Source organism: Streptococcus nasisuis, assembly GCF_040836615.1.
Taxonomy (GTDB): domain Bacteria; phylum Bacillota; class Bacilli; order Lactobacillales; family Streptococcaceae; genus Streptococcus; species Streptococcus suis_V.
The window spans coordinates 1,715,695-1,732,907 of record NZ_CP162268.1; the positions used below are offsets into that span (position 1 = coordinate 1,715,695).

Here is a 17,213-nt window from a genome sequence, read left to right on the forward strand (position 1 = left end):
TCAGTACGCCCTATAAAAGCCTCAAAGTTTCACTTTTCGGCTTTTGCGAGCTCAGATATTGTGTCCACAATATCCCAAAAATCTTATCGCCAGCCGACCAAAACCTTTGAGTTTTGATAGCCGATGATAAGATAACTTGGTGGCTTCGCCCCCAAACCCCCAGTGAAAAATCATGGATTGATTTTTTTAGGAATGATATTAGGATAATAGAGGTGATTTGGAAAAGGTATCACAAAACAAAAAGTAGGATATTTCTAACCTACTTTTCATTTCCTTATATTATTCAGAAAGAGCTGTCTCATATATGGACATCTTATGTTTAAATGAGTCTCTTCCACCTTCCAATTGATTGATAATATGGTTTTTTATAAATTTTTCACTAACATATCCCTGTGATTCAATCCAAGCATGAGCCCCATCTGATTCCATAATTACCACTTGATCGGTCATGGAATTTGTTACAATTGTCGCATTATGGGTTGCTAAAATAATTTGTCGTTGAGCTTTCACGTCTCTAAACTGTTGAACTAAATGTCTGTATATATAGCGGTTATCCAAATTATCTTCAGGTTGATCAATAATTAATGGTCTGAAATCCTTTGAATAATCACTATATGCTAGTAAAAAATCTAACATCGCTACAACTTTTTGACCCAAACTTAATACACTAACCTCTTTATAAAGAATGTCAAGATGTTGTGATGTTTCTTTTGAGTTAATGTTAAACTCCAAAAAAGTCTTTCATTGGCTACGTGTTCTTTTAGCACTCTCTTTAACTCATCTAGTAAACTACTATTTGCGATTAAAGAATAAATACTAGTTTTTAAATAGGGTATGTTAGAATCATTAATCTCGGAATTATTTCTCCACTTATTCTCATGTTTTGCAAAATTCTCCTCAGAAATATTTTTTAATAATATAAAATACCTATTAGGAATATTTTGTTTTAAAATAACGTTAACAAATCCTTTTATTCCTAACTCCTGATAAACAAGGTATAGAATATCTGCAACATCCCGCTTACTAATTCTATAATTTTCAAATGAGAAATTGAGAGTTGAATTACTTTTAAAAAGAGTGCTTTCAAAATCTGGCACTTCCCATCTATCAATTTGCTCATAACAGATTCTTAACTTACCAACTTGAGTTTGATTGAAATCATCAATTATTTTGAGTATTGAATCCTTACGAACTCTCCTATATTTATCAAGTTCCTGTAGTTTAGCTTCGAATGATTCTAGAGTCTGAGTTCTTAAACCATAGTTTGGTCTCGGTAAATTTTTATTTTTTAGCATTAAGTCGGAAATAAATTCTGTAATTTTTTCTCCATCCGCTGTTCTAACCAACTCATTAACAGAATATCTCCTATCAAACATTTTTTCTAATATTCTAGTTTTATCAACTAATTTGAAAAATTTTCCCTCAACTTTGTATACTTTAGTATATTGAGAGCGTGTCCACTCTTTGATAGAGTCAGAATTGTATTTATAAGGATATCCATACCTATTCTCACGATTTTGCCCATAATATTGTAAGATATTGTCCTTATTTTCCTGCAAGACATCTGGCAAACTAACCTCAATGATATATTCAGCATCCTCTAAAACATAGAGTACAAAAGCATTTGCATGGTTACATAGGAATTCTAATTTACTCTGCTTGTCGCAATCCTGAGAAAGTACAAATTGTAACATATCTATTAGTGTACTTTTCCCTGTACCTCTCCCTCCAATTAAACAGTTCATAGATGGTGAGAATGTTAAAAAGAAGTCTCTATCTTTTTCTAACTTATCACCTGTAAGAAAACTTCTATCGCCTCCACGACTTTGAATGTATAAACCTTTTATGTAAGACTTTTGTTCAAAATTTGGTTCAAATAAACTTACTGATACAGTGTAATCAAGCAAAGCTTCTTGGAACATTTTAAAAGAAATCTTTCCACCTTTTATCCACATATTATTCTTTCCGACTGAATCAATATCATGTGAATCATTATCTAATAAAAAATTTGGTTCACAATTAAAATCTGTCAATAAACGATTTTTCGATCCTTCAACAGAATTTATATTTTTTACACCAATAAATCGTGTATTTTCTTTTGTAAAAACTTGTCTCTTATATGCACCCGACAAGTGAGAACCTTTTTTCAAAATATTATAACTATTGAAATGAGCAATGTAGTTAATTATGTTTTGATTATTAAAATCTTTCATGATAGTCAACGAATGCTGATAACTTCCATCTTTTTCACTTATAATATTTTCACATAACCATTGATTAACCCAAGATTCTTTTTCATGATCGTATATACAAACAATATGTAACTTATCTGCTGCACTAATTTCTACTCCATGTAAAATATGAGGATGTATATTATAAGTCGGATAGGTTCTCGTTATAATTGAAACTGCTGTTTGAAGTTTTTTAATACCTTTGGTAGTATTATGATCAGTTACTACAACTATTTCTATTTCATTTTTTAAGATAGCTTCTGCTAACAAAAGAAAACTAATGTACTCTTTTGGGCTAGAAAAGATAACTTTATCAAAGCTACCAAAAAATTTTGTTTTATCAACTTTGATTTTCTTATTTTTGAAAAATATATCAAATAATTCATCTTCTGTACTTTTTCTATATTTCGTTGAAGTCCAGCTCGAAAATAGCTTATAATCATAAGAAACAGGTGTATGTAAATGAATCAAGGTCTTATGAAAACTACCGAATTTCTCTTTGGTATTTGTTAATTCTCGATAAACAGATTTTATCTTATTATTAAATCCTCGCAATTCTAACCCCCAAAAAAATATTATCTTTAAAATCAATTATTTATTTTTCTCAAGTAATTCCTTAAGTAGGAGTTCACTCTCCTTCACCATCTCCTCCTCTACCTTGCTCCATTTTCCAAATAGGCATTCTTGTAGCACTTCTGCTGCGGAGCCTTCATCAATTGTAGAATCATAAATGCAAGTCCTGTCTCTTTGATAAATCTGAATGCGGTCAAAGATCTTATCGCTTTCTAACTCCCTTAGGTTATCCACCAAGTTCTCTACAATCCCATCATGGTGTTCTTTTGGTGTTGCTCTAGCCTGAGTCGGATCGATGGCATAAAGCTCTTCGTAACGAATCAAGGTGCTGAGATAAGAAAGCTCTGGTTTGGTACCAATCACTGCTAAGGAAACTTGGTAACCTTTAGAAGATAATAATTGAGCAGTCTGACGAGGAACTTGAGTAGTTCGCAAGGTTCCCTCAATCAGCAAATGGTAGCCTTGCGTACTGAGTTCATCAACCAACTGTTCTACCATTTTTCCTGCAAATCCCTTGGTATAGTCCACGCTATCCTTGCCATACTTTTCTTGCAGGGCTAAGTAATTGGGATGCTGAGAACGGTAGCTATCACCATCGATGATAATGATATTACCTTGAAATTCTTTTTGCTTGATACGATGAATAGTCGTCTTACCTGCCCCGCTTTGTCCTCCAAGCAAGATAGCTTTTGGTTGATCTGGGATTGTCTTTCCACGAGTTAGGGCTCGAATGGTTCGCTGCAAGGCCTTCTGAAAGTCAGCCTCACTAAATTCTTCCAATCTCATTAAGCCACCACCCGATGATGCACCATGTCTAACATCCGCTCAATACCATCTAAATAGCCATTGTAACGCTCTATTTCATCGAAAGTATCGACAAGGTAAATTTTCGTATGGATCAATTCAGCCAAATCATCACTCATGAGAATCCAAGGATTTGTTTCATCATCAAAAGCAATTTCTTGACTATCCTGATATCTAAAAAGCTGTGATAAAATGGCTGCTCCACGTTCTTTTATCACTTCTATTTTTAAAGTCAGTTGGTAATCTTCAACAGGTGTTAGCATCTTATCCTCTCCTACAATATCGACATAAGAAACGTTAAATTTCTGACAAATGCGGTCGATGAGCTCTGTTGATACGGTGCTGGTGCCATTTTCATAGCGACTCAGGCTATTGCGTGAAATCCCCAACATTTTCGCAAATTCTGGCTGTGTCAAATCGTGTGTATGGCGTAGTGATTTGATATTGTCTCCGATCATAGATAAAGACCTCCTCATATTTGCTTTCATTATACCATAAAAAACGGATAACGCACCATATTTGGTGCGTTATCCGTTTTTAGGTTTCTTCGATTGCTTAAACTGCTCTATTCGCTTCTCCAATTGTTCCGTGTTAAGTTTATTTTTCGCTTCCTGAATCGACTCATCAAGACTTGGTTCTTCAATGTTTTTAACGGTTTTAGGTAATTCTTCACTCATACTAGGCTTATAATTTATATCAAAAACCACATCTAGGAGTTGTTCTACTTTGGTTAGTTCAGTATCTGACATCTCTGATAGTCGATGAATCAGTCGTTTAAATTGATCCTGGTTCTGTTTTTTCTTTTGAAAAAATTTCATTATCTTCTCCTTCAATTGTAAAAAGGTAGCCCGCATAGGACTACCTGACTTATAAATCATCAATGGCTACTGAAATAGCCTGTAACTTTTTATTTTGGATTTTCTTTTCATCAATCAATTGATGAAGTTCTTCAATTTGCTTCTGACAGGCGGAAATATCCTTGTTGTTTTGTGCAATGGTATCAGCCAAGTGTTGTTTATAGTCACTTGTAATATTTACCTTCTTCGGCTGACTTTGTTTAACGGCTGATGCGAGCGTTTGTACATCTTTAGATTCTGACTCCTTTTGTTGCTGTTCAAAAGCAGTCACATAATCTACTTCTTCAATTGGTTTTTCATCTTGTTTATGGAAGAGTGCTGCGATTTTAGCTCGTTCTTCATGGGACGATGTTGGTTTCACATCATCTAGTGGCTGATCAAAATTCCATGTTTTACTCATTCTGTATCCTCATTTCTGTAATCTGGGTGTAGTGTGGTTTCTTTACCAAAGGCTTGCTCAAGTGCTTCATGAAATGACAACCGACTAGATTGTTGCCGTTTGATAAAGGTACTGTACATAGCTGTTTGTAGTTGGTCTCGATAGTGTTCCAATTTCTCCGTCTCACGTGAGACCTTTTCTTCTTGTCTAGCTACTTTTTCAGCCAGACGTTCAATCACACTCATAGGGTGTCCTCCTTGTCACTTTCTAGATTATGATAGCGGACTTGATTTTGTTATCACAATCCAAAAGTGTGCTCTCGTTTAGGTGGAGGATAGTCTCTAATAACTTTTGTGTGGGCAGACTGGATAAGATCTCTTAAAGATAATTCCTTCTGTCGTTTCACAATATCATTCCAATCTAACTTTGTTTCAAGTCCTTGCAATGGTGGTAAATCTTGAGAAAGCGGAAGTCCTTTATCTGACAGTTTCTGACAAAATTCTCTTCCTGCCTCATCGTTATCAACAGCCAATGTTAATGCATTTGAATGAGTTTGGAAGAAGGTTGTCGTCTCTTGTATTGCCTGAAGATAATGGCTAAGCCTGCTTGGTTTTACTGTATCTAGAAATGCCAATTTCCCCTGTTCCTCTGCTGCTAGACGCAAGGTCTGATAAGCAATCACAGAAAGTTTTAAACCTTCCATTGAAATCAGGCGAACATCGAATAATTGCTTTTTGTAAAGCTGATAATAACTCATCATATCGATAACTGATTCACAAAAAATGAGTCGCTTAGGATTCCCAATATCGAAACTAATACCGACATAGCCATGAGATCCTTTCATGATTTTTTTGAGATAACCTCGATCGTGTTTTTCTTCATTTTTGACGAGACCTTGAAGGCTTGCGGCCTGTAAGGTCCCGTTGTGGTCATAGCTTTTTAACACTAATACGGGCTCCGATTGATAAGTAGCGTGAGCAAGCAATCCTTGTCTACCAAAGGTATTGATAGTCTGATCACTTAGGCCACGGATGTCTTTTAAGTAAATACGTGCTTGCTGAAACGGCTCTTCATGCAAATAATATTGAAACGGTTGATAAGTTTCTTCTATTACCGTAGCCTGTTCAAAATCTCCAGTTTCAAGATAGGATACAGCCTCTTTGAAAGTAACACCTGCCACTAATTGAACAAAGTCAATCACATCCCCTTGTATATCTCTTGAAAACCATTTGAAAGTATTGGTATCGGCAAAAATCCGAAAGGAATCATGGTCTGGGTGTTCATAAATGTGTCCTGATAAACGTCTGAAGGAATAACCCAAACTTTCAGCCACATCTAAAATGGCCTTTTGTTTTACTATTTTAATTCGTGTCATCATGTCTCCCTATCAAAAAAAGCAGAAGACTGTCTCCTGCTAGTTGTTCTCGCTTGTTGTAGTTCCTTGGATCGTTGGTATGTTGGAATTGTCTCCATCTGTTGCTTCTTTCATGTCCTCCAGTTTCCCATTCCAAATGGTCAACTGATTAACTAGGAGCTTGTCGGAAACTTTGGAGTAGGACAACATAACCGTCTTAGTTTCTGTCTGAGTAGTTCGCTGTTGTTGCTCACTCAAATCAGAAACATAGGTCACTTGATAGGTAACTTCCGCAAGTGCAACATTGCTTTCTGTATTGACATAGATACTGGCTGATTCAAATCGGTAGTCAAGCATATAATCTTTATAAACTTGATTAATTGCTTTATTCTGATTTGCTTCCTCTTCTGAAAATGCCGAATCCGTCATGTAGGGCTTGATACGAGCGTTATTTTCACCAAGCTGGACCTTGGTGAAATATTGAGTGAGAAATTCTTTGACAAGCTCATCTGATAGGACTGTCGCTCTTTCCTCCTGATTTTTCTTTGAAACAAGTTTATTGGCTTCTGCTCGTATTTGGTTCTCTGTTTGTTTTGAAACGGATTGTGAGCCAATCGTATAGCCTATCATGACCATAAAACTGACTGCGATTAAACCTCCTACTCCAATCAGAAATCGAGCTTTCACTTTATTTAACATGGCTTACTCCTTTATTAATGATAGCCACATCATAACAAGATTAACTTGGAGATTTTATCACAAGAAAAAGGACTACCTATTGGTAATCCTCCGTGTTAAACTATTCTATTTCTCCACCACTTCATAATAATACTAAAAACTAAAAATAGATTCAAAGCAATAAAAAATCCTGTAAAACTCCAAATACCATTGGTGGCTAAATCTTCTGTATAAAGGTGTCTTTCTGTGAAGAATAGGTAAATTCCATATATTTCAATAAAGACTAATCCACTGATGAGTCCGATAAGAAATAAAGCACCTGAAACTTTCACAATCCGATAAAGGACAAACAACATCAGTCCTATTGCTGCGATAATCAAAAGGCTTTGTAGAATTTGCTCCAACATCTTACACCTCTTTCTAGGCTAATTGCTTGCGATAATAGTCAGCCTGTCTCTTGTCTAAATCATCAAGTTGGGCAACCAAATCAAGGTATTCTGCCTTCGTCACCTCATCTAAGTTTGGAAAATCATTCTCACGACTTGTGATGATGAGTTCCAGCTGTCCAGTGATTTCACGCTTTGAAAAGCTATAATCAAGAGTTTCATCTTCATACTGTTCCTTTAAAGCTTGGTAGTTGGCTCTATCCTCTGGGCTTGTAAAACCTTGTGCCAACCATTGTTCAAGTTGATAACGTATTTCTTCTACTGTTTTGGTCATGGTCTGTGCTCCTTATGTGATTTCTTGACTTCATTTTAAAATTTTGTATAATAGGAATTGAAGTTAAATTAGATGCTAAAAATTTGTAATTAAGAAGGAGGGATTCGTCATGTTGGTATTCAAAATGCGTAATGTAGATAAAACATCTACTGTTTTGAAACAGACTAAAAACAGTGATTACGCAGATAAATAAATACGTTAGATTAATTCCTACCAGTGACTAATCTTATGACTTTTTAAACAGATAACTAAAATTACAAACAAATCATTTAACTTCTGTATTTATTTACAGATGTAATCACTTCAGGAGTGATAACATGAACAAAAATATAAAATATTCTCAAAACTTTTTAACGAGTGAAAAAGTACTCAACCAAATAATAAAACAATTGAATTTAAAAGAAACCGATACCGTTTACGAAATTGGAACAGGTAAAGGGCATTTAACGACGAAACTGGCTAAAATAAGTAAACAGGTAACGTCTATTGAATTAGACAGTCATCTATTCAACTTATCGTCAGAAAAATTAAAACTGAATACTCGTGTCACTTTAATTCACCAAGATATTCTACAGTTTCAATTCCCTAACAAACAGAGGTATAAAATTGTTGGGAATATTCCTTACCATTTAAGCACACAAATTATTAAAAAAGTGGTTTTTGAAAGCCATGCGTCTGACATCTATCTGATTGTTGAAGAAGGATTCTACAAGCGTACCTTGGATATTCACCGAACACTAGGGTTGCTCTTGCACACTCAAGTCTCGATTCAGCAATTGCTTAAGCTGCCAGCGGAATGCTTTCATCCTAAACCAAAAGTAAACAGTGTCTTAATAAAACTTACCCGCCATACCACAGATGTTCCAGATAAATATTGGAAGCTATATACGTACTTTGTTTCAAAATGGGTCAATCGAGAATATCGTCAACTGTTTACTAAAAATCAGTTTCATCAAGCAATGAAACACGCCAAAGTAAACAATTTAAGTACCGTTACTTATGAGCAAGTATTGTCTATTTTTAATAGTTATCTATTATTTAACGGGAGGAAATAATTCTATGAGTCGCTTTTGTAAATTTGGAAAGTTACACGTTACTAAAGGGAATGTAGATAAATTATTAGGTATACTACTGACAGCTTCCAAGGAGCTAAAGAGGTCCCTAGCGCCTACGGGGAATTTGTATCGATAAGGGGTACAAATTCCCACTAAGCGCTCGGGACCCCTTGTAGGAAAATGTCCTAAGTGTGGCAACAATATTGTATTAAAAAAATCGTTTTATGGTTGTTCAAATTATCCTGAATGTACCTTCACTTTAGCTGAACATTTTAGAAAGAAAAAACTCACCAAAACAAATGTAAAAGAATTACTAGAGGGAAAAGAAACCCTGGTAAAAGGAATCAAAACGAAAGATAGAAAGTCCTACAATGCCGTTGTAAAAATCGGAGAAAAGGGATATATTGATTTTATATCTTTCTCAAAATAAACATAAAAGCCCTTTAAAGAGGGCTTTTATACGTTTTTGCTATGTGCCATCCCTGCTTTTTCACATAATCCGTGAGGATGGATTTCTGTGTCGCAATGCTCGCACTCTCGTTATCCGTACCATCGTCTTTAGATAAGCGGCAATAAATGCCGACTAAATAGATTTTCTTTTCTTCTTTGATTCCTGCCATACTGTAAAACCTCCGTATCTGTCCTATCTGTTTTCATGTCCCATTGCGTACATTCTAAGCGGACAGCCCCTCATTGTCGAAGGTGTCGCCCTCGGCAATCTTCTTCCGAATATCCTCGGAGATAATCGGGACAAACGCTTCTGTAACGGTCTGTGTGCCGACATATTCACGGCTGATTATCATCTGCACTGGTGCTTTTGGCACGATACGCTTTCTCTTTTTATCTGCTTTCTTATCCTCGCCCATACTTAAATCTTCCTTTCCAGACAGGGCAGGGAAGAGTTTGGAAATGTCCCCGCCCTGCCAATCAGATACCATTAATCCTCGCTGTTTAATTCTTTCTGTAATGCTTTAAGGAGTGCCGCCGCTTCATCAGCGTTCAGCGTGATTCCCTTGCCGCACTTTTCACGGTTCGGGGAAAAGCTGCGGATGTCATACTTCGGCTCTTTCCCATTCCATGAAATGAGATTGATTTCCTTTGTGTAGCCACTGTCGCCCGTAGACAATACTGCGATTTCCTTTACGATTTCATACTGGATTTCTCTCATTCTCCATACCTCAACTCTCTGTATTTACTTCCCGAAAAAAGAAGATTAGCGGCTGTCACGGTTGCGTTTCCTCTGCAACTCACGCTCCAAAAGTTTGATGATGGTTTCCTCCATCTGCTTCGGCGTTGTGTTCTTCGGAAAGTATTTTTTCAGCTTGCTTGTGTTGATTTTCAAGGTTTCTTTCTGGTTGCCCTTTTCCTCCGTCATAATCGCAAATATCGTATCCATGTCAAGCCGCCCGCTCTGGCTTAACTGTTTCATCCGCTGTGCCTGTGAGAGTGAGGGCGTTGCTTCTTCGCTCTCCATCGTGGCAAAGAGGTTTTCCTGCTCGTCTTTCTTCAAGAAGGACAGTTCCACCGCAGGCGTGAGGGCGATTTTCCCCTCGTCCACCATCTGCAAAATCGGCGGTATCAGTTCCGTCAGGCGGATAAAACGCTGCACGGTCATCCTGCCCACGCCGAAGCCCTGTGCCACCTTGTCGTCCGTCCGCAACTTCGTCACAACTTGTGACGAGGTTAAGTCTGTGCGGAAACCCTGCCGCTTCATGGCTTCGGATTTCATCTTGTAAGCAAACGCCCGCTCCGATGGCAGGATATTCTCACGCTGCAAATTGCTGTCTACAAGGGTGATGATGGCTCGGTCACGGTCTAAGGGCAGGACAAACGCAGGCACGGTATTTATCCCTGCAAGTTCAGAAGCACGGACACGCCGCTGTCCTGCAATCACTTCATAACCGTCCCCGTCCTCTTTCGGGCGTGTGATTATCGGCGTGACAATGCCAAATTCCTTGATGCTTTCCGCTAACTCTGACAGTGTTTCATCTTCTGCCACATGAAACGGATTGTCGGGGAACGGGTACAAGTCTTTGGTCTTTAACACCTTAAAATCCTGTTTCTTCATTCACATATCTACCTTTCTTTCGCTCTGCTTCTATGATTTTTCTGCAATTCTTCCAACACTTCGGGCGGTATTTTTGACAGCAGCCGCCCCATCTGCTCGTTGGTTCTCTGCAATTCAAATATCTTCTGATTCGCTTTCTGCACCTTTAGTTCCTGCTCGTACTTTTCATCACGCATACGCCCCGCATAGTCTGATTCCTGCCCAATTCTCTCTTTCAAACTGTCGATATACGCCTGCTGTTTCCCGATTTCCTTAGAGAATTTCTCCACGTCTGGCAGCCATGCAGAGAGTAAATCTAACGCTTTATCCCTTTTCTTCCCTGCGTTAAAGGCGTTGATGTCGGATAGGGCAGACACGATTTCTTCATACTGTTTATCAAGCCTGCCGCCTAATTTATAGAGCCATGTGGGGACGTGTTTCCGCTTGGTTTCCATTGAGGACTGCCCCCGTTCAAGCTGATTCCACCGTGAGGACATCCGCTCATGGTAGGCGGTCTGCCACTCGGATAATGATTTCTGGTTGCCTAAGATAGCTTTCGCTGACAGCTTATTGTCTGGCGTAATCGGCACAAAGCAGAGGTGCATATGGGGCGTTCTCTCGTCCATATGGACGACAGCGGAGAGGATATTCTGCTCCCCGACACGCTCCGAAATGAAATCCAGAGCCGTCTGGAAATACGCTTTTTGTTCTTCGGGCGGTAACTGGTTCATAAATTCTGGTGAAGCCGTGATGAGCGTTTCCACCATCATCACGCTGTCTTTCCTTGTCCTGCACCCCGCTTCGGCTACCATGCGGTTAATCTCTTTCTTGTAGGTGTACTTTGGTGGTGCTATGAGATGGTAATTGTTTTTAGAGCGTTCCATATCTATATCTGGGTTGCTTTTGTAGGCTTCTTTCTTCCGCTCGTTGTGGCGTTCACAAGCCGCAACGCCGCCCGCTTTTCGTTTCTGGAAACGCAGGATTGCATAAGGCATAGGCGGATTCCTCCTTTCTTTCGGCGGGTGACCGTCCTTTGGGGTGACAGCGGTGACGGTGGTGACAGCAGTTTTGGGATACCCCCTGCCGACTGCCGCAACTGTCACCCTCACCCCCTGCATGACGGTCATGTCGATGATGACGGTGTTTTTGGGATACCCCCCTCGCAAGAGCCGTCACCGTCATGCCGCCATTCTTTTATCCGAAGCCGTAAGGCGTAGGATAGCAGGGCACAGCCCTGCCTTAAGGGAGTCCAGAGGGAACGTCTGGCACACGACTTTGCAGGGCAAAGTGTAGTGTGTTACACCCTGTAAACGCAGTCGGAAAAATCGGAATGATTTTTCTGACCGCAGGGGTGGTTTTACACGACCGAAAAGGGCGAGTAAATCTCACGCCTGCATTTTGCGTTTACGGGGTGTTCTCCCGTAGGGATGACAGCGGCAGGGTATCCTAAAATCACTGTCACCACCGTCACTGCTGTCACCCGCAGGGCAGAGCCGCCAGCTTTACATGGCTTTAAGCGTCAATGACAGTAACAGGGGGGTATCCTAATATCGCTGTCACCCGCCCTCCTTGCAAGGGCAATCTGCCTGCCGTCTTTCCTGCGGCTGTACTGGTAGCAGATACGGTTCTCGCTTAAAAATGTGGTGCGGTATTCATTCAGCCATTTCGTAATCACTGTGGGTATGGTTTCCGTTTCCCCCATAGCGGCTAACAGTTCCGTTGCCGTGCCTGCCCATTCTTCCTTATCCCTCATAAAATCCACCAACTGAAAAAGGACGTCTGGTATCGTTTCTTTCGCAAGCTGCTCCTGTGTTTTTCTCTCCACAAGTTCCCAACTGCAATCACGGAAACGCAGCGTGTATTCCTGATAAGGCGTGTCCCTGCCCGTCACATACAGCTTGGCGGTGTCGGATGCCCGTTTCTCCTTTTCCAGAACAAAGGTAGCGTCCGCACTCCCCGTTAATCCTGTCGTCCCAGACACCTTGTTGAACACGTCGCTGTCATTCTGCTTTCGGATGTGGTGTACGACAATGACCGCCAGAGAGTGCCTGTCGGCAAAGTCTTTGATGAGGGAGATGTCCCCATAGTCGCTTGCATAGGCATTGTCTTTTGAAGCTGTACGGACTTTCTGCAAGGTATCAATGACAATGAGCCTGCTGTCTGGGTAATCTTTCAGATAATCTTCAAGCTGCACGATAAGACCGTCTGACAGCTTGCAGCTTGCCACGGCAAAGTGGAGCCGCCCGCTTGCTTCGTCCGTCAAACGAAATAACCTGTCCTGTATGCGGCAGAACGTGTCCTCAAGGCAGAGGTAAAGCACATCGCCCTCCATTGTCGGCATATCCCATAAAGGGATTCCCTGCGACACGCATAAGCATAGCTTCAGCATGAGCCAGCTTTTGCCTATCTTCTGTGAGCCGCAGAACAGCGATAAGCCTGTCGGGATAAGGCTGTCCACCACAAAGGATGGTTTCTCAAGCGGTTCATAAAGGAGCGTTTCGGCGTTGACTGTCTGTAACTTCTGCATGGCTTTCCTCCTTTCGGGCGGTGTCTTTGTTTTCGTTGCACATAGGCGTTGACCTCCTTAAAAATAGATTTACTCCCACGGAAAAAAGTGAGAGTATGTAATGCCGCCAATCCCACACAAATAAAAAACAGATTTCTTTTTCGGGCGGTGTCGGTCACGGTTGGAGATACTTTTTCATTTCCGCCTTTACTTTCTCCTTTGCAATCGCAACAGATTTCTGTATTGCCGAAGCGGTGCAATGCTCCATAGCGGCGATTTGGTAAAAATTGAACTCATGCTCGTAGTAGAGCAGGAAACGCCGCCTTTGTATCTCTGGAAGGCTCCCAACCGCCTTATAGAGCGTTTCATTCCGTTCTTCCTCAACCATGCGTTCATCAAGGCTCTTAGGCACACGCAACGCCCGTCTGTAAAGGGTTTCGTCCCATACCTCGTTAAACTCCCTGTGCCGCTCGTCCCATTAGAAAAGATTCCTGTTCCTGCGCTCCATCTGCCGAAACTCCATAAAGAACTGTTCCGACACTTCCAACTCGTGGGATTTGCCCTGCCCGTCCTTAAAGCTGATAAAATACCTTGTGCCGCTTTCCGTTGCCGTTCTCCCCGAAAAGGTTTCCTGCCCCATTCCTGCGGCGTGTTCCGGCGTTGGCACGCTCCTCGCAACTTCGGGACATTTTGTCCCGAAGTCCGACTCCTTGCGGTGCTTCCCCAGCCGGGGTATTCCTTTTCGGACGGTCATTCTGTTTTCAAGGTGCCGTCCATCGATGAACTACCCTAAGTCTACACGAAAAAAATGCAATTCCCGGAATATTGCGAGAATTGCATTTTGATGAAGTTTACACTTTGGAAATTGCATTTTTGCAATCATTCTGTATAATGGAAGTATGCGGAGGAGGTGCGTATCTATGGCTTTACCCGGAACGCCCGGACAGCGGATTTCCGATTTATGCAACGGGAACCACATCACACAAAAGGAACTTGCGGAGAAGATAGGCGTTTCCGCTTCCCAGTTGAGCCGCATTGTCAGCGGCGAAACAAGAACGGTCAGCAGTGATATTCTCATAGGTGTGGCAAAGGAATTTAAGGTATCGACAGACTACATACTGGGCTTGTCTACCGTGAGCGTTCGTAAAAGCTACGATATTTCTGAATTAGGCTTGTCCGAGGGAGCCGTGAGGGGGCTTGTGACGGGTGCTGTTGATGTGCAAATCCTCAACCGCCTGTTGGAACACAGGAATTTTCCTAAGCTGATAGATTTGATACGGATTTATTTTCAGGATACGGCGGCAAAGGGCATAACAGCAAGAAACCAGCTTATCGAGATGGCAACGGCTTCCCTGTCCGACCTGATGAAAGAACACCCGGAACACCGGGCAGAAGCGAAGCAGGATTTACAGCTTTTGAACGCCCAAAAGATAGGGGAACATGAAGCGGAGATTGAAAAAATCAAAAATGTGTTCCTGGCTATCCTGCGGGACATTAAGAAAGACATTGACAACGGGGAACAGCCGGGAGAAGCTGTGACCGCCGCTATGTTCCAAGCCATGCGGGACGCACTGGCGGAACAGAAACAAAAACCACTTTCCATTGACGATGTAACGGCGATGATAGCTGGACAGATCGGACAGCTTACACCGATGGATAAAGAAACTGTTGAAATGTTCCAGCAGTTTGCGAAGAAGATGATTGAGCAGGCAGGAACAAAGTGATAAATTTGAATTGTGAGGGAAAATACAGATGAATCAAGGAAGAATTATTGTGATTACAGGCTCACCGGGGACAGGAAAAACAACAACTGCGTCAATTGTCGCAAAGGAATCAGATATGGATAAATCAGTGCATATGCACACCGATGACTTTTTTCATTACTTAAGCAAAGGCGCAATACCACCACATTTGCCAGAATCCAACGAGCAAAATCTGGTTGTCATTGAAGCCTTTTTAGAAGCTGCAAAGCGATATGCTCGTGGCGGATATGATGTAATTGTAGATGGGATTGTCGGGCCATGGTTTTTGGAGCCGTGGAAAGCTCTTGCCCAAGAAGATTACGAGGTACACTATATTGTATTAAGAGCGAGTAAAAAAGAAACTATGAAGCGAGCTGTGGAACGCTCAAAATTAGATAGAAAAACAAATATTGAATTAGTGGAAACAATGTGGGAGCAATTTTCCGGTTTGGGAGTATATGAATCAAATGTCATAGACACAACTACATTCACAATTAAAGATACGGTTTCCGCAATAAAAGAAAGAGTTGCATGTGGGACGTCTTTACTATCTTAGACATTCCCATTTGTCAGGAAGATAGCAAAGCCAGCCGAGCCAGTCAACGGTCAAGATGAACGGCGCATTTCATGCGCCGCCGTTGACAGTCCCGCCCGTCTTTGCTAAAGGGTAATCAAGGCGGGAAAGCCCTAAAATGGCTTCACACCTATTTCAATAATTGGAGGAGATAAAAATGAGATCAGAAAAGGAAGTTTATGATATTGTTTTGAATTTTGCAAAAACAGACAAACGCATTCGCATGGTTACTTTGGAAGGATCTAGAACAAATACAAATATTCCGCCTGATGATTTTCAGGATTTTGATATTACTTTTTTTGTTACGGATATGGACAGCTTCACAAGTGATGATAAATGGCTAGATATATTTGGTGAAAGGTTGATTCTGCAAAAGCCGGAAGATATGGAATTATTTCCAGCTGTAGAAAAGGGATTTTCATATTTAATGCTGTTTACTGATGATGTTAAGATAGATTTAACTTTGCTGCCGCTGGAACTGATAGACGAGTATTTTACATGGGATAAACTGGTAAAGTTACTGTTGGATAAAGACAACCGTATCGTAAAGCCGCCAATACCAACGGATATAGACTACCACTTGCAGAAGCCTACTCAAAGAATGTTTGACGATTGCTGTAATGAATTTTGGAATACTACAACATATGTAGTAAAGGGCTTATGCCGCAAAGAAATTCTTTTTGCTATTGACCATATGAATGATATAGTACGAAAAGAATTGCTTCGCATGATTTCCTGGCTGATTGGTATCAAACAGGGATTTCATTTCAGTTTGGGAAAAAACTATAAATTTATGAAGCAATATGTCCCAGAGGAATTGTGGGAACGACTTATGTCCACTTATAATATGGATTCCTATCCCCATATGTGGGAATCCTTTGAACAATGTATGGCATTGTTCCGGGAGGTTTCGTCAGAAGTGGCATGCCAGTTGGATTACCAGTATCCACTATATGATGAAAAAATCAGTAATTATGTGATTCGGCAAAAGAAAAAATATGGCATTGAAGATGATAACAAATAAAATTTTTTCAATCGAAAAAATTTATTTTGATTATTCAATTTTGAAAAACTGAATACCTCAAAATCAGAAAGAGAGCGGCCAAGCACTTTGAGGGATTGGCCGCCTTGTCCACCCATCCAGCGGGACAGCGGGCGGAGGTCAAGGCCGGGTGTAAACCCGTTCATTTCAGCCTTGACGGTTGCCCGTTGTCCTGCTACTTTTCCGGGAGTGTGGCCACAACTTCGGGACACTTTGTCCACAAGTTGGAGCGTAGGACGAGGAACTGGGGCTTTCATATACGCCCTGTCTGCTGATGAGTCCAGACCTGCGCTTGCGGCTCCACGCCACGCAAGCACAGCCCTGTTTTCCTGCCGCTTCAAATGCCCTTGCCCTCCCCGGCGGCAACGGCATTTTCACGGCAACGCCGGCAGAGCGTATAACACACTACACTTTGCTTCGCAAAGTCGTGTGCCAAATGGGGGCGTTGCCCCCTTTGGAAACCCCCACAAGAAAAGGCGGTACGCTACCCCTCCACGGGGCGCATACCGCCTTTTCTTGTTATCCAGCCCTCCGGCTGTATCGGTTGAGCAAAAGTCCGCGTGGGATTGATGTGGTATCTTTAACTTTGGGAAACTCCCTGTTCCCAGCTCTGCTCGTTGCACCGTTCCTTTAAGTCTTTAAGGTCGTGCT

22 protein-coding genes and 3 pseudogenes are annotated in these 17,213 nt (G+C 41.0%); 6 read left to right on the forward strand and 19 right to left on the reverse strand.

The window, feature by feature from the left end:
* Positions 1-279: 279 nt before the first annotated feature.
* The 11 genes from AB1F57_RS08665 to AB1F57_RS08715 form a co-directional block, all read right to left on the reverse strand.
* Positions 280-657: an ATP-binding protein gene (locus AB1F57_RS08665; protein WP_248059528.1), complete on the reverse strand. Its 378-nt coding sequence runs from the start codon at positions 655-657 to the stop codon at positions 280-282.
* Positions 658-659: 2 nt separating this feature from the next.
* Positions 660-2,822 (reverse strand): Spaf_1101 family AAA-like ATPase, encoded by a 2,163-nt coding sequence (locus AB1F57_RS08670; RefSeq protein WP_289882923.1) that lies wholly within the window; start codon positions 2,820-2,822, stop codon positions 660-662.
* Positions 2,823-3,590 (reverse strand): type II toxin-antitoxin system toxin PezT, encoded by a 768-nt coding sequence (gene pezT, locus AB1F57_RS08675; RefSeq protein ID WP_367985626.1) that lies wholly within the window; start codon positions 3,588-3,590, stop codon positions 2,823-2,825.
* Complete coding sequence (gene pezA / locus AB1F57_RS08680) at positions 3,590-4,066, reverse strand: type II toxin-antitoxin system antitoxin PezA (protein ID WP_367985627.1); 477 nt, start codon at positions 4,064-4,066, stop codon at positions 3,590-3,592. The genes pezT and pezA overlap by 1 nt, the downstream gene beginning before the upstream one ends.
* 69 nt (positions 4,067-4,135) lie before the next feature.
* Positions 4,136-4,426 carry a hypothetical protein gene (locus tag AB1F57_RS08685; RefSeq protein ID WP_367985628.1) on the reverse strand — a complete coding sequence of 97 codons (291 nt, stop codon included), beginning with the start codon at positions 4,424-4,426 and terminating at the stop codon, positions 4,136-4,138.
* A gap of 49 nt (positions 4,427-4,475) precedes the next feature.
* Positions 4,476-4,865 (reverse strand): DUF5945 family protein, encoded by a 390-nt coding sequence (locus tag AB1F57_RS08690; RefSeq protein WP_105100341.1) that lies wholly within the window; start codon positions 4,863-4,865, stop codon positions 4,476-4,478.
* Positions 4,862-5,089: a DUF5965 family protein gene (locus AB1F57_RS08695; protein ID WP_024378758.1), complete on the reverse strand. Its 228-nt coding sequence runs from the start codon at positions 5,087-5,089 to the stop codon at positions 4,862-4,864. The genes AB1F57_RS08690 and AB1F57_RS08695 overlap by 4 nt, the downstream gene beginning before the upstream one ends.
* A gap of 53 nt (positions 5,090-5,142) precedes the next feature.
* Positions 5,143-6,219, reverse strand: a complete 1,077-nt coding sequence (locus tag AB1F57_RS08700; RefSeq protein WP_367985629.1) for a DNA primase — start codon at positions 6,217-6,219, stop codon at positions 5,143-5,145.
* Between the two features lie 39 nt (positions 6,220-6,258).
* Positions 6,259-6,897 (reverse strand): peptidylprolyl isomerase, encoded by a 639-nt coding sequence (locus AB1F57_RS08705; RefSeq protein ID WP_367985630.1) that lies wholly within the window; start codon positions 6,895-6,897, stop codon positions 6,259-6,261.
* Positions 6,898-6,992: 95 nt separating this feature from the next.
* On the reverse strand, positions 6,993-7,283 hold the full coding sequence (locus tag AB1F57_RS08710) for a DUF5966 family protein (RefSeq protein WP_172049324.1): 291 nt from the start codon (positions 7,281-7,283) through the stop codon (positions 6,993-6,995).
* Between the two features lie 13 nt (positions 7,284-7,296).
* On the reverse strand, positions 7,297-7,596 hold the full coding sequence (locus AB1F57_RS08715) for a DUF5962 family protein (protein ID WP_000169469.1): 300 nt from the start codon (positions 7,594-7,596) through the stop codon (positions 7,297-7,299).
* Between the two features lie 109 nt (positions 7,597-7,705).
* Here AB1F57_RS08715 and AB1F57_RS08720 point away from each other — a divergent pair, with 109 nt between their 5' ends.
* From AB1F57_RS08720 to AB1F57_RS08730, 3 genes and pseudogenes are all read left to right on the forward strand, one after another.
* Positions 7,706-7,789: a 23S rRNA methyltransferase attenuation leader peptide gene (locus tag AB1F57_RS08720; RefSeq protein WP_013641314.1), complete on the forward strand. Its 84-nt coding sequence runs from the start codon at positions 7,706-7,708 to the stop codon at positions 7,787-7,789.
* A gap of 124 nt (positions 7,790-7,913) precedes the next feature.
* Complete coding sequence (gene erm(B) / locus AB1F57_RS08725) at positions 7,914-8,651, forward strand: 23S rRNA (adenine(2058)-N(6))-methyltransferase Erm(B) (RefSeq protein ID WP_002321849.1); 738 nt, start codon at positions 7,914-7,916, stop codon at positions 8,649-8,651.
* Positions 8,652-8,820: 169 nt separating this feature from the next.
* Positions 8,821-9,081 (forward strand): annotated as a pseudogene (locus AB1F57_RS08730) (topoisomerase DNA-binding C4 zinc finger domain-containing protein); the annotation flags it as partial.
* 28 nt (positions 9,082-9,109) lie between these two features.
* Here AB1F57_RS08730 and AB1F57_RS08735 read toward each other — a convergent pair.
* The 7 genes and pseudogenes from AB1F57_RS08735 to AB1F57_RS08765 all read right to left on the reverse strand — a co-directional run.
* A pseudogene (locus tag AB1F57_RS08735) lies at positions 9,110-9,271 on the reverse strand (recombinase); the annotation flags it as partial.
* 54 nt (positions 9,272-9,325) lie between these two features.
* Positions 9,326-9,517, reverse strand: a complete 192-nt coding sequence (locus tag AB1F57_RS08740) for a hypothetical protein (protein ID WP_001820669.1) — start codon at positions 9,515-9,517, stop codon at positions 9,326-9,328.
* 71 nt (positions 9,518-9,588) lie between these two features.
* On the reverse strand, positions 9,589-9,819 hold the full coding sequence (locus AB1F57_RS08745) for a YdbC family protein (protein WP_001206986.1): 231 nt from the start codon (positions 9,817-9,819) through the stop codon (positions 9,589-9,591).
* Positions 9,820-9,864: 45 nt separating this feature from the next.
* The gene (locus AB1F57_RS08750; protein WP_000743700.1) at positions 9,865-10,719 is read right to left on the reverse strand and encodes a ParB/RepB/Spo0J family partition protein; all 855 of its coding nucleotides are present in this window, start codon (positions 10,717-10,719) and stop codon (positions 9,865-9,867) included.
* Positions 10,720-10,727: 8 nt separating this feature from the next.
* Positions 10,728-11,693 (reverse strand): MobV family relaxase, encoded by a 966-nt coding sequence (gene mobV, locus AB1F57_RS08755; protein WP_367986345.1) that lies wholly within the window; start codon positions 11,691-11,693, stop codon positions 10,728-10,730.
* 524 nt (positions 11,694-12,217) lie between these two features.
* Positions 12,218-13,225 carry an AAA family ATPase gene (locus AB1F57_RS08760; RefSeq protein WP_367985631.1) on the reverse strand — a complete coding sequence of 336 codons (1,008 nt, stop codon included), beginning with the start codon at positions 13,223-13,225 and terminating at the stop codon, positions 12,218-12,220.
* 154 nt (positions 13,226-13,379) lie between these two features.
* Positions 13,380-13,844 (reverse strand): annotated as a pseudogene (locus AB1F57_RS08765) (RNA polymerase sigma factor).
* Positions 13,845-14,124: 280 nt separating this feature from the next.
* Between AB1F57_RS08765 and AB1F57_RS08770 the strand changes: the two are divergent.
* From AB1F57_RS08770 to AB1F57_RS08780, 3 genes are all read left to right on the forward strand, one after another.
* The gene (locus AB1F57_RS08770) at positions 14,125-14,928 is read left to right on the forward strand and encodes a helix-turn-helix domain-containing protein (RefSeq protein WP_002334816.1); all 804 of its coding nucleotides are present in this window, start codon (positions 14,125-14,127) and stop codon (positions 14,926-14,928) included.
* Between the two features lie 28 nt (positions 14,929-14,956).
* Positions 14,957-15,502 (forward strand): AAA family ATPase, encoded by a 546-nt coding sequence (locus AB1F57_RS08775; RefSeq protein WP_001071501.1) that lies wholly within the window; start codon positions 14,957-14,959, stop codon positions 15,500-15,502.
* Between the two features lie 175 nt (positions 15,503-15,677).
* Entirely contained in the window at positions 15,678-16,544 is an 867-nt protein-coding gene (locus tag AB1F57_RS08780; RefSeq protein ID WP_001255868.1) for an aminoglycoside 6-adenylyltransferase AadE, read from the forward strand.
* Here the strand turns inward: AB1F57_RS08780 and AB1F57_RS08785 are convergent.
* Positions 16,493-16,903 (reverse strand): hypothetical protein, encoded by a 411-nt coding sequence (locus AB1F57_RS08785; protein ID WP_002334817.1) that lies wholly within the window; start codon positions 16,901-16,903, stop codon positions 16,493-16,495. The two genes, AB1F57_RS08780 and AB1F57_RS08785, sit on opposite strands and share 52 nt — an antisense overlap.
* Between the last annotated feature and the right edge of the window lie 310 nt (positions 16,904-17,213).